The sequence below is a fragment of the Commensalibacter melissae genome (assembly GCF_009734185.1).
GTDB lineage: Bacteria > Pseudomonadota > Alphaproteobacteria > Acetobacterales > Acetobacteraceae > Commensalibacter > Commensalibacter melissae.
Map to the genome: position 1 here is coordinate 553,166 of NZ_CP046393.1, position 13,165 is coordinate 566,330.

Here is a 13,165-nt window from a genome sequence, read left to right on the forward strand (position 1 = left end):
GTAGGTTTACCATTATATTGAAAATTATAAAAAAAATCAATTTAATAAAGTGGTTATATCAATTAATTTTGACTTATTAACGTTATGGATTTTGTTTTTTTAGTAAAAAAGCAAGAATTATTTTTGCCGTTTTTTCTGGCGAATTAAGCTTATCTTTATCTTCCGCAGGAAAAAAGGATTGCCTTAATAAGGTTTTAGTTGGCGGAGGGGTAATGGTTTGAACATGAACTGTAGAGATATCCTTTATTTCTTCTTTCCAACAATTTATAAGATTTTGAATAGCTGCCTGAACAGAGGTGACTGATCCCCAAAATGCACCGGGTTTTGTTATCCCCTGAAGAAAAAGAGCTTGAGAATTTGGTGTGGCGCATAACAATGGGGACAAAGTTCGAACAAGTTTCATACAGCTTGTAAGGTTGATGGAAATATTTTTTGACCAGTCTTGATCCGTTATTTGGTCAACAGGTGTAAGTGGCGTGTAATAAAAGGCTGCATGAATGAAAATATCAAGTCGATGGAATTGCTGGGCAATGGAAGGGCCAATATTATCAATTGTTGTATCGAATGGATTTTTGGGTTGCAAATCAAATGGAAATAAGGTGGCCTTACCACCTTTTTGGCGGATCATATTATCTGTCTGTATTAATCCTCCCTGCGTTCTTGCGCTGAGAACGCAGTGTGCACCAGCCTCGGCCAATGCTATGGCACAAGCCTGACCTATGCCACGACTTGCACCAGTAATGAAAGCCACTTTGTTTTTAAAAGACAGTTTCATTATTTATTTTGTGTTAGGTTCATGTCATGATCTGTAAGTTGAATAGGATAGTCTCCTGTAAAACATGCATCACAATATTGCGGCTTTTCGTTATTTCTTTCCTTTTCTTCCAGAGCTTTGTATAATCCATTGCATGAAATGAATCCCAGTGAATCTGCCCCAATCAATTTGCACATTTCATCAATATCATGTGTGTGTGCCAATAGTTTTTCTTTTGATGGAGTATCAATTCCGTAATAACAGGAAAACCGTGTGGGGGGAGAGGCAATACGCAGATGAACTTCGGCTGCTCCTGCAGCTCTGACCATTTCAACGATTTTTTTGGATGTTGTTCCACGGACGATGGAATCATCAATTAAAATGACGCGTTTGTCTTTTAAAATTGAACCGTTTGTGGAGTGTTTGAGTTTTACTCCAAGATTACGGATTTGATCAGTCGGTTCAATAAAAGTCCTTCCTATATAATGACTACGGATTATGCCTAACTCAAATGGAATATTGCTGGCTTTTGCATAGCCGAGCGCAGCAGGCACACCGGAATCGGGAACAGGAACAACAATATCTGCCTCAACGGGATTTTCAAGCGCGAGTTCGGCTCCAATTTTTTGACGTGCTATATATACGGATTTATTTTCAATAATGGAATCGGGACGGGCAAAATAAACATATTCGAAAATGCAAAAGCGATGAGAAATATTATGAAAAGGTTTAATGGAACGGATACCCTCATCATTAATGATGATGACTTCACCAGGCTCGATATCACGGACAAATTCCGCGCCCATGCTGGAAAGTGCACAGGTTTCACTGGCAACAACCCAGCATTCTTTTTCCTTATTCTGGTTGAGTTTGCCGAGTATCAGGGGACGAACACCTAACGGATCACGAGCGGCAATTAACATATCCTTGGAAAGGGCCACCAGAGAATATGCACCCTGAACCTGTTTTAAGGCATCAATAAAGCGGTCAATAACATTGCTGTAAAGGGAAATGGCAATCAAATGGATAAAGACTTCGCTGTCTGTACTGGATTGAAATAGGCATCCTCTGCGTACCAGGGATTGTCTAAGGAGTTGTGCATTGGTAAGATTTCCATTATGGGCAACAGCAAATCCACCAAATTCAAAATCACCATATAAAGGTTGTACATTACGAAGCTGCGTGGCACCTGTTGTAGCATAGCGATTGTGACCAATCGCAATTCCACCTGGTAATTTGGCGATAACCTGGGGATCAGCAAATACTTCACCGACCAGCCCCAAACCACGATGAATATGAAAATTTCCATCGTAAGTAACAATACCTGTCGCTTCCTGACCTCTATGTTGTAAGGCATGTAATCCCAATGCAGTCAATGATGCGGCATCCTGTGTTGTCCAAACGCCTACCACGCCACATTCCTCATGAAATTTATCATCTTCATGATCTGGGGATGTATGTATTGTTGAATAGGATATTGATTCGCTAGATTTATTCATCGCAATTCCGAAAATAAATGAATAGATAAGGGTTTTATGAGTTAAAAATGGCCAGGATTATTGTGAGGGAGCAGTTGAGGAATATCCCCCCTCTGGTTGAACAGCAGACAGCTCATCATTATGCGATTGATCTGTTGAAGAGGATTGATGAGATATTCCATTATGTAATCCAGTTCCGTCAGGTATTGATACTCTTGGTGTCTTTGTTTGGGGGACAACAACATCCCGTTGCATTGAGCTTGGGAGAAGATTATTAATCAGGACAGCTCCCTGATATATATAGGAAACCATTTGACTTTCTTGAAGAGGTTCAGGCCATTGTGCGGCAGGAAAAATTATTCCGCCAATCAGATAGAGAATGGCCAACCCTGCATATCCCTTAACCCCACCACATATTGCACCAAGTAATCTGTCCAGACGACCCAAAAGGGAGATTCGTGCAGAATTTTGACCGACAACGGCATTTGCCAGCGCATTAATGACAATACAGGTCAAGGCAAATATAACAATAAAGGAGGCAATATTTGCCAAATTTTCAGAGTTTACGTAAGGCGATAGCTTGGGGGCAAGATCGGGATACCAGCGATTGGCCAAGCTGGCTGCAATAATCCATCCAAATAGACCTATACATTCACGAGTAAACCCTCGCGTAAGACCGGATAAGGCACCAAGGATAATTACACCAAGACAAACAAGATCAATCCAGTTCATAGAATTAAGCACTTGATTAACTTATTCCCTTTAATAAGATTATAAAGCGGTATTAGTAAATAAACAATTCATTTACCGCAATGGGTAAATAAAAAATATTTTTATAATTTTTAATTACAAAAAACAAATAACTGTAAATTGTTTGATAATCATGGATCTCAATTATGAAGGTGGTTGAACTATATCATAAATAGAAATTATTTTTTAGAGTTTTTCAATCACGGGTTAATATATTATCTTCACGTTGTAAAATCTTGATTGGATCATTGTCGTAATTTTCTGTATCCTCTTCAGGTTGCAGACGGCTGGGTAATAGCATTCCATTCTGATCCAGAACAGGGTAGGCGGCTGAAGCTACAACATGAGTGTTTGTACGTTTTAAATCACGGGCCAATTCAATCATGAATGAACCATACTGAATCTGGTTTTTTTTATCGTCTGTGCTTTGTCGAAGATTTTCATAATAGATAGCGATAACTTTGCTTTCAATTTCACGGAATATATCCTTCTCTTCGGCAAGTTTACGGGCAATATTCTCGTCTTCATTAATCAGCAAGGTTGCTGTTGTATGCAGATTTTTATGGATGCGTCGCATCATTTTTTGCAATGGATCCATCATGGGTTTTGGTAAAATGATTCTTTGTTTAACCATTTTCTGTACGGTTGAAAGAACATTCCTGTCCAGGACATCACCCGCATTGGCAATTTGTGTACAGAAGGTTAGGATTTTTTCCACCTGATTCAATTCATTTTGATTCAAAGCTTCGGGATCCAAACCGGTGACGTAACTTTGTATTGAGTTTGTTAATTTATCTAGCGTATTATCAAAACGTCGTGCGGCGCTGGCAATTTGAGGCGTTTGATTTTTAAAACTATCGTCAACACCATTCAGCATTTTTTCCAAAATATCACATAAACGCAATGATTCTCGGGTTGCATTGCCAAGGGCAAGAATAGGTGATTGAATGACGGATTTATCAAGATAGACTGGTTTGGAGGGATCTTGAACAGTTTCCTCTTTTGTGCGTGGAAATATTTTTTTTAGTAAATTGGCGTAGGGGGTTAGGAAAGGCAAGAATAGAAGTGCCGTTGCAATATTAAATAATGTGTGAAAATTGGCAATAGATCGGTTGATATCAGGATAGTAATATGTGAACCAATGGGTGAGTGGATGAATAAAGATAAAGACAATGGCCGCACCGATAACACGGTTTATTAAATTTCCCATAGGTAAACGTTTGGCAATCACGTTTTTCCCTGTTCCCTCTATCACGGGATTGAGAGCGGTACCGATATTGGCGCCCAAAACCATGATAAAGGCTGTTTCAGCAGGTATGACATTGTGAGAGGCGAAGGACGCTATTAGCAATACAACCGCCACGGAAGAATGCATAATCCAGGTTAGGATCATTGATAATAAAATTGTAATAAAAGGCATATCTGTAATGTTGCCCAATACTGTACGAAGCGCTGGTTGGTTGGTATAGGGATGAAGGATTACCAGAAATTGATGTAGGGAGATCAGAATCAGGCCTAATCCGATGAAGACGCGTCCAAAATCACGGATATGATTAAGACCCCGGCGAAACATGATGACGCCTACCAAAACAAAAAGGGGTGCGATACGGGACACGTCAAATGATAATAGCTGGACAATTAGGGTGGTTCCAACATTTGCCCCCAGCATAACCGCCAATGCAGAAGGTAGTCCGATTACCCCATTGGCGGCAAATCCAGTGATCATAAGTCCCGTTGCAGTTGAGGATTGCAAGATTGCAGTGATACCTGCACCTGCGATAAAAGATTGGAATCTGTTTCGTAACATGGTTGACAGGAAATGATTTAACCGTGCGCCAAACGCTCGTTGCACACCGGTTTGAACCATATGAACACCCCATAAAAGCAGGGCAACACTACCAGCAAGATCAATTACAGTAACAAAATTCAAGGAATATCCTCTTTTAAAGTTTTAAGTTATTGAAGTTAGAAGAAAAATTTTTTTAAATAAAAAAAGTTATAAATTAAAATTATATAAATAATTGAAAAATTCCTTGTCAAAAGGTGAATATAGCATAATTTTATGCGCTTGAAATTAAACTTTCCAATTTAATTATCGAAACTGTCGGATTTAAATTTAGAAAATATTACTGGTATCGGTTTTCGTTAATTGGGATATTTTGATAATATATTGATTTTTTTGATATTTTTCAGAAAGAAAATTGCTTTTCCATCATTTATATCATAAATTGAAACAATTACTATTTCTATATAAAGGAGAATATGAATATGTCAGTATCGGATCATGATTATATCAATTTTTCACAAGATGATGAATTGAATTATATTTTAAAAAAATATCATAAATCTCAAACGCATGAAAATCGGGTTGAACTGAAAAAACTTGGTCAAGCCTATAAGGATGAAACAAAGTCAAAAATGCTAAAACATGCTGAGTTTTATCCTTATCTAGAAAAACACTTAGATAAATTAAGATAAACTGGGGTTGAGGATGATAAGGGATTATATGTTTTAAAAAAATTGTGGTAAGGGATTAATTTTTAAATAGTAAAAGGTGATAAAGCCATCACTATGTTATTGTTATGTAAATTATAAATTATTCTAACCTTATCACAATGTTATTGAATATAAATATAAGATTTAAATTAATTATTTATTATTGTGAATCGAATAATTGATTATATTTTTTAATAAATACCGTTTTGCTAATTTTAAATTCTATTTATGGAATGATTTATAACGGAAAACTATCAATAATTTGGTTCTTGGTGTTTTCGAGTTTATCAAAATAGCTTAAATCAAGTTGTCTTAATGGAATATGATTTAAATTTTTGAATAAAACGGGGTTATAAAAATTTATTTCTGTACGATGTATGCCTGCGAAATAATCAAAGAATTTCCATTTTCCTCCATCATGCAATTTATTATCCCACAACCAAATATTTGGGATATGATAGCTGTCTGCAATAACAAGTCCATGTAAACTGCTGGATGCAATATATTTGCAGGATTTTAGCTGGTCAATAAAAACGTTAATATCAGGATCGGTGATATCAATAAAAAGAGTATTGGGTGTATTTTGTAATATTTGCTCTACCCAGCTCTTTTTATATTGACTGTGATGAACAATAAGACCCCAGTCATATTTTTTTTCTTTGTTGGGGTTATATATACGATCACATATTAATCCAGGATCCCCATAAGGTAATTTACATTTATGTGAAGTTAAGGATTCATGGGTCAATGGTCCACGTAATAAAGAAATCTTGAATAATTCAGTAGGTAATGAGGAAGGTGAAAGAGTTCCGCTCCCCCATACAGGATAAATTCTGTTTCTTGGTGTTGCCCAGTTTAAAATGCTGCCTATTCCGATTAAGTCTGTGTTTTTTAAATTGGTTCTACATATTATTTTTTTACTTAAATATCCAATAATATATAAATTTAGTTCATCACCTATATTTGTGAACTGTTTGTTGCGCCACCAATACAGATTAACAGAATTGTTCATTTTTTTGTTAACCAGAGTGTTGAATTGGTTTATATCAAATTTTATTTTATGTGCTTTTTGAAGCTTAAATTTCTTCCATTGTTTATTTTTTAGCTGTACAGTTTGAAATAATGTTTGATGATGATGTGTTGTAATGGGAATATTATAATAATAACAGTTTAATCGTCGGGAAATAAAAGAGTAATTTCCGGGAAATTGATGTTTTATAATAACATGATCAAACAGGTTTTTTTTATCATGGATGAATCCTGTTTTCATATCAGTTGTGGACAAATAAACAGGGTGGTGATTGTTTTTTTTCTGAACCATATAGAGGTGATGGTTTAGATAGCATAAAGAAGATTCTTCTTCAGTTCTGCAGATTATAAAATTTTTAAGTGACATAGTTAAAAAAGTTTTTAACCTAATTTAAATTTTGTCACCTAAATTAAATGTGAATGTTTATTGCGTCAATGAAAATTCATATTTTTATTGTTATACAATAAAATATTTTGCTTTAGGATGAAAAATTACCAAAGCTGACGTTGACTGCTCTGGATGCAATTGCCATTCTTCAGATAGGGAGATTCCAATCTGCTTTGCGTCAAGAAGATTCAATATATATTTTTGATCCTCAAGATTAGGGCAAGCGGGATAGCCAAACGAATATCTGGACCCGCGGTAATTTTGCATCAACAGCTTGTTCATATCAGGATCATCTTCACTACTGAAACCTAGCTCTGCCCTCATTCGTTGATGCGTATACTCAGCCATTGCCTCGGTTATTTCAACAGATAAACCATGCAAATATAAATAATCCTGGTAACGGTTTTCTTCAAACCAGATTCTGGCTGTGTCTGAAGCTTTTTGACCTACAGTGACAATTTGCAAGCCAATTACGTCACGAATGGGATCATTATAATCCCGGATATAGTCAGTGATGCAAATGCGTTGATTGCCAGGCTGTCTTGGAAGGGTAAATCGGCACAATTCGGTTTTCCCATCCCTATCGAAGAGGATTAGGTCCTCAGCGCTCGCAGCGGCTTTCCAGTAACCATAAACGGCTTGTGGTTGAAGGATTTTTTTCTGTTCACATTGTTGGATCAATTTATATAGGATTGGTCGTAAATTTGTTTTCGCATCTTGCAGGAATTCTTCCAGCGTTTTTCCCTGCTTTTTCATTCCCCACTGCAATTGATATAAAGAACGTTCGTTTAGGTAGGGTAAAACAGCTTTTAAACTGGTTTCCAACTTTCGCGCACCCCAAAATGGTGGATTGAGGGGAGGTTCGTGAGAAGTCATTTTATTTCTTCGCAAGGATGATTCTTCCATGGAAAGGGGAACTACAATGGTTTTTTCCTTTTTTTCGGGACGTTTGGGTCTTTTATTTTTGATTTTTTGGGCAGCAAGATAATTATCTAAATCACCATGGGTTAATTGTTCCATAAGTGTCAAACCATCAAAGGCATCCCTGGCATAGGCAACCATCCCGTTATTTTTTTTATAGATTTCCGCACAATCTTCTTCAACGTAGGCACGTGTTAAAGCTGCTCCTCCGAGTAGGACAGGTATGCTGAGGCCTTGTTGCGCCATTTCTTCAAGGTTTTCTTTCATGATAACAGTTGATTTGACCAATAATCCAGACATGCCGATCGCGTCAGCATTATGTTCCTTTGCTGCCTTAATCATGTCTGCTACAGGTACTTTAATGCCTAGATTGACAACCTTGAAACCGTTGTTGCTTAAAATTATATCGACAAGATTTTTGCCAATATCATGTACATCCCCTTTCACCGTTGCCAAGATCATCGTACCCTTGGTTTCATTATTTTTCTTTTCCATAAAAGGTTCAAGAAAGGATACGGCTGCTTTCATTGTTTCGGCAGATTGCAAGACAAAAGGAAGCTGCATTTTCCCAGATCCAAATAATTCCCCTACCGTTTTCATGCCATTAAGTAAAAGGGAATTGATTATTTCAAGGGGGGCATAGGTTTCCATCGCCTTTTTTAAATCATCCTCCAAACCTTTGCGATTTCCATCTACAATTCGATTATGCAATTGTTCTTCAATGGTGGTAGCGATAGCGCGAGTTGCCACTTGTGTGGCTTTACGATCAGCAAAAATTTCTAAAACTTTTTTGAGTGGGTCATAATCATCAGTTCTTCGATCAAAAATCAAATCTTCAATGACTTTAACTTCATCTTTGTCCAAAAGGTGCATGGGCCGTATTTTAGAAACATGAACAATGGCAGCTGTCATTCCCATTTTCTGGGCATGATAAAGAAAAACAGAATTCAAAACTGCTCTGGCGGCTGGATTAAGTCCGAATGATATATTGGATAATCCGAGCACAATTTGAATGTCAGGGAATTCATCGTGGATGGCTTTGATCCCTTGTATGGTCCACAAACCCAGTTTACGGTCATCTTCTACTCCGGTGGCAATAGTAAAGGTAAGAGGGTCAATCATCAAATCGGAGTGAGGCAGGCCATATTTGTTACAGGCAAAATCAACTAATCGACGGGTGATTCGTAATTTGTCCTCAGGTGTTCGTGCCATTCCTTGTTCATCAATGGTTAATGCAACAACAGCGGCACCAAATTTACGGGCTAGTTTTAAACGATGAGCCGCTATTTCTTCACCATCTTCAAAATTGATTGAATTAATGATGGGTTTTCCACCATGAAGTTTAAGACAAGTTTCAATCACTTCCGTACTAGTAGAATCTATAACGAGAGGAACATTGATAGATGACGTGAGGCGAGGAATAATTTCCTTCATATCCTTTTTCTCATCATGACCTACAAAAGCCATACAAACATCCAGGGCGTTTGATCCTTCTTTCAGTTGTTCACGACCGATTGTAACGCATCCATCCCAATCTTGTTGATCCTGTAAATCACGCCATTTCTTAGAGCCATTGGCATTACAGCGTTCCCCAATCGAAAACAGACTATTTTCCTGTCTTAAAGGTGTGGGGGTAAAAAGACTTGAAACCGAGGGAATCCATATTGAACTTCTGGGTATACAGGCTGGTCGGTCTGTGAAGCATCCCCCCAAAGCCGCTTCGTTTTTGAGCATCTGATCAAATGCAGCAATATGATTAGGATTAGTTCCACAGCAACCACCGATCATATTTATTTTCTGTTCTTTTATATAACGGGACATCCAAACGGCCATTTCTTCTGGAGAAAGTGGATAGTGCGTTTTACCGTTGACGAGTTCTGGCAATCCTGCGTTAGGTTGCATTGAAATTAAATGCGGCCAGTATTGAGAAAGCCATTTGATACCCTCGGCCATTTCCCGAGGACCTGTTCCGCAATTCATTCCCATCATTTGAACATCCAACGCTTCAATGACGGTCGCTGCGGCAGCGATATCACTTCCAACAAGAAGGGTGCCTGTTGTCTCAATGGTTACTTGTACAAAGATTGGTAAAAAAATATCAGCTTCTTTTAATGCTATCTTGGTTGCGTTTACAGCAGCCTTGATTTGAAGTGGATCTTGGCATGTTTCAATTAAAAAAGCGTGAACACCTCCTTCAATCAAACCTCTACATTGCTCTGTAATTGCATCTTCAAGTGAATCATAATCAATATTTCCCAAGGAGGGTAGTCTAGTCCCGGGTCCGATTGATCCAAGGATATATCTACTTTTTTTATCAGCAAATGAATTTGCGGCTTCATTGGCAATTTCAGCGGCACGTTTGTTGATTTCTCTTGTTTGGTCTTGAAGGTCAAATTCGGATAGGGTGATGGAAGATCCTCCGAAAGAATTTGTTTCCACCATATCTGCACCTGCTGCAAAATAGCGTTTATGAATATCCCTAATCAAATCGGGTCTAGATAAATTAAGGATTTCTGTACAGTTTTCCTTTCCCCAAAAATCTTTGTTAATATCGAGATCAAGTGCTTGAATGATGGATCCCATTCCTCCATCACATAAAAGAATCTGTTCATGAAGTTGATTCAAAAGCTGACTTTGTTTGGACATAGAAAACCTTGATGTTAGAATTTTTTATTTATTAAAATCAGGATACTCAATTGAAATATCTACCATAATTTTAATAAAATGAAATTTATTAAATAAACAAAGAATGAGATGTTATCTCGCATTTTAATTATTTGAATTAATTTTTGATACTCTAAGTCCGGTTTGAAGATATGTGAAAAGAATGATAAGGTATAACCCATTATAGTATTTATTGCATATTCAGCATGAAAAGAATTGAATTATTAAAATGATAATGATATTTTGGCAGAAAAATTGCAAAGCATTAATAGATATAGTTGATTAAGGATAATGATTTTATTGTTTATTTTAATGGTCAAATAAATTTATGATAATGAAAACTGCATATTAAAAAGCTGTTCTTATTAAAAATTTGTAAAATATTTTGTTAATTTAATTGATAAAGGATGATCGGTGGATCAACCAGATAAGGGCTCCATACAGTTAGGAGCAGGGCAAAGCAATAATCAAGGGAAAACGCAGAAGCTTTCCCCAATGATGATTCGTTTACGGGCAACAATGGCAGCTGCAAAATATCATGGGGTTGATCTAGATATACGTGATTTTGCAGCTGAGCCTGGTGAAGACTCACCGTCCCCGGCAACTTTGGCACGCTGGCTGAATAGTCAGGGATTGATTGCTAAAGGGATGCGTTTGAAATGGCGATATTTGATACGCTTGTATAATTCACCTCCCATTGTACTAATGTTTAAGGATGGTTCTGCAGGGTTGATGGTGGGTGTCAATCCTGAAAAAAGAATTGTTTTTTTAAGAGATCCGTTGAAGGGGGAAGGTGAACCCCCTATCCCTGTTGAAGAAATTCGCTTAAGGCAGGCCTGGACGGGTGATATTCTTCTTGTAAAGCGAAATAAAAATCTTTCTGAAAGTGAAGATAAGATTGATTTTAAATGGCTTTTCAAAATGGTATTGCGTGAACGTGCCTCTTTGCGTGATATTTCAATAAGTTCAATGATAATAAGTATTTTGCAAATTTTTCCTGCTTTTATAGTGATGCAGGTAGTAAATCGTGTGGTTGCTTTTCAATCAATGGCGACACTGATATCGATTAGTGGGTTGTTGATTGTCTTAAGTTTTTATGAGATCTTAATTAGTTATGCCAGACGAGAGATTACCAACGTTATGGCAACACGTTTGGATGCTCGTATATCTATTCATACCTATAATCGTTTACTTTCTTTGCCATTGGAATTTTTTGAACGGCAACAGGCAGGTCGTTTAATCGGGAAGGTTTCTCAGATATATCAGGTGCGAGATTTTATCACGGGCCGATTAATGACAACTTTTCTGGATATGTTTACGTTAATTGTTATTTTACCTTTCTTATTTTATATTAGCGTTATTTTAGCATGGCTGACGGTTGTTGCAGCAGGTTTGATCGGTTTAATTGTGGTTATTTTTATTAAACCATTAACATATTATTATAGTAATCGTATTGAAGCGGAAATGACGCGTGGATCTGCAATGTATGAAACCGTTGCAGGTATACGAACTGTTAAAACTTTAGCTTTGGAACCTTCCCGTCGTCGTGATTGGGATAATATTGTTGCTGAAGTTTGTAAATGGCGGTTATCAACAACGCGTATGCAAAATTGGCCTGAAACATTGGTTATGCCGTTGGATTTCTTTATTAATCGAGGGATTATTTTAATTGGTGCCTTTATTTGTATAACCAATCCAACAGCGGGAGTTGATGCTGGTGCAATTGTCGCTTTTATGATGCTGGGAGGGCGTGTTGCGGCTCCTCTCGTTGGATTGGCTAAATTAATGACTGTAATAACAGAAGTAGAAACCTCATTAGTTCAAGCGGGAGAAATTTTAAATAATCCAACGGAAACAAAAGCGTTGACTACAGGATTGAGACCAAAGATTATTGGTGCACTATCCTTTGAAAATATTAATTTTACATATCCTGGAGGAAGTAGTCGGGCGTTAAAAGATTTAAGTTTTTCAATCCCAGCAGGTACTATGTTGGGTTTGGTGGGACGTAGTGGATCCGGTAAATCCACTATAACACGTCTTTTGCAGGGCGTAAGCCGAAATTATGAAGGTTTTTTAAGGCTGGATGGTGTAGATTTGCGTGAAATTAATCTTACCCATTTAAGGCGCTCTTTTGGTGTTGTTTTACAGGATAATTTTTTGTTTCGTGGAACAATTAGGGATAATATTACCGCTGGACGTCCAGGATTGACAATGGAAAAGGTTATCTGGGCAGCACGAATGGCTGGCGCTGAAGAATTTATAGAGCGTATGCCCGCTGGATATGACACTTTTATCGAAGAGGGCTCAACGAACATTTCAGGAGGACAAAGGCAACGTCTTGCAATTGCAAGAGCTGTTATTCTAGACCCAAAACTAATGATTTTAGATGAGGCAACATCCGCTCTTGATCCTGAAAGTGAAGCATTGGTTAATGCCAATTTGGAGCGAATTGCCAAGGGAAGAACGATGGTTATTGTTTCACATCGATTATCATCATTAGTGAATTGTGATCAAATACTGGTTATGGATCAGGGTGAAATGCAGGCAATTGGAACACATGAACAATTATTAGAAACCTGTGAAATTTATCGTACTTTATGGTTGCAGCAAAATCGACATGTTGATGAAAGAAAGCATTCAAAAAAAAATGAAGCCCAGAAACCTGTAATTACGGAAGGAACATAA

The 13,165-nt window shown here is 37.4% G+C and carries 8 protein-coding genes; 2 read left to right on the forward strand and 6 right to left on the reverse strand.

From position 1 onward, the window contains the following. Positions 1–82 precede the first annotated feature (82 nt). The 4 genes from GN303_RS02500 to GN303_RS02515 all read right to left on the reverse strand — a co-directional run bounded on the left by GN303_RS02500 (position 83) and on the right by GN303_RS02515 (position 4,912). Complete coding sequence (locus tag GN303_RS02500; protein ID WP_110438672.1) at positions 83–775, reverse strand: SDR family NAD(P)-dependent oxidoreductase; 693 nt, start codon at positions 773–775, stop codon at positions 83–85. Further along, the gene (gene purF, locus GN303_RS02505) at positions 775–2,253 is read right to left on the reverse strand and encodes an amidophosphoribosyltransferase (protein ID WP_110438673.1); all 1,479 of its coding nucleotides are present in this window, start codon (positions 2,251–2,253) and stop codon (positions 775–777) included. Before purF ends, GN303_RS02500 begins: the two co-directional genes overlap by 1 nt. 57 nt (positions 2,254–2,310) lie before the next feature. Further along, the gene (locus tag GN303_RS02510; protein ID WP_110438674.1) at positions 2,311–2,964 is read right to left on the reverse strand and encodes a CvpA family protein; all 654 of its coding nucleotides are present in this window, start codon (positions 2,962–2,964) and stop codon (positions 2,311–2,313) included. Positions 2,965–3,178: 214 nt separating this feature from the next. Then, a complete protein-coding gene (locus GN303_RS02515; RefSeq protein WP_110438675.1) occupies positions 3,179–4,912 on the reverse strand; it encodes a Na/Pi cotransporter family protein in 1,734 nt (577 codons plus the stop codon). Positions 4,913–5,250: 338 nt separating this feature from the next. On the opposite strand from GN303_RS02515, the gene GN303_RS02520 reads away from it, so the two are divergent. Continuing rightward, positions 5,251–5,460 (forward strand): hypothetical protein, encoded by a 210-nt coding sequence (locus GN303_RS02520; protein ID WP_110438676.1) that lies wholly within the window; start codon positions 5,251–5,253, stop codon positions 5,458–5,460. Between the two features lie 256 nt (positions 5,461–5,716). On the opposite strand, the gene GN303_RS02525 is transcribed toward GN303_RS02520, so the two are convergent. Then, positions 5,717–6,874 (reverse strand): polysaccharide pyruvyl transferase family protein, encoded by a 1,158-nt coding sequence (locus tag GN303_RS02525; RefSeq protein WP_110438677.1) that lies wholly within the window; start codon positions 6,872–6,874, stop codon positions 5,717–5,719. 90 nt (positions 6,875–6,964) lie between these two features. Further along, complete coding sequence (metH, locus tag GN303_RS02530) at positions 6,965–10,462, reverse strand: methionine synthase (protein WP_110438678.1); 3,498 nt, start codon at positions 10,460–10,462, stop codon at positions 6,965–6,967. A gap of 432 nt (positions 10,463–10,894) precedes the next feature. Here metH and GN303_RS02535 point away from each other — a divergent pair, with 432 nt between their 5' ends. Beyond that, the gene (locus tag GN303_RS02535; protein WP_408735522.1) at positions 10,895–13,165 is read left to right on the forward strand and encodes a peptidase domain-containing ABC transporter; all 2,271 of its coding nucleotides are present in this window, start codon (positions 10,895–10,897) and stop codon (positions 13,163–13,165) included.

Excerpts from the sequence above, each read along its gene's own strand:
- metH (WP_110438678.1), bottom strand. The coding sequence starts at position 10,462 with ATGTCCAAACAAAGTCAGCTTTTGAATCAACTTCATGAACAGATTCTT.
- GN303_RS02500 (WP_110438672.1), bottom strand. The coding sequence starts at position 775 with ATGAAACTGTCTTTTAAAAACAAAGTGGCTTTCATTACTGGTGCAAGT.
- GN303_RS02525 (WP_110438677.1), bottom strand. The coding sequence starts at position 6,874 with ATGTCACTTAAAAATTTTATAATCTGCAGAACTGAAGAAGAATCTTCT.
- GN303_RS02520 (WP_110438676.1), top strand. The coding sequence starts at position 5,251 with ATGTCAGTATCGGATCATGATTATATCAATTTTTCACAAGATGATGAA.
- purF (WP_110438673.1), bottom strand. The coding sequence starts at position 2,253 with ATGAATAAATCTAGCGAATCAATATCCTATTCAACAATACATACATCC.
- GN303_RS02510 (WP_110438674.1), bottom strand. The coding sequence starts at position 2,964 with ATGAACTGGATTGATCTTGTTTGTCTTGGTGTAATTATCCTTGGTGCC.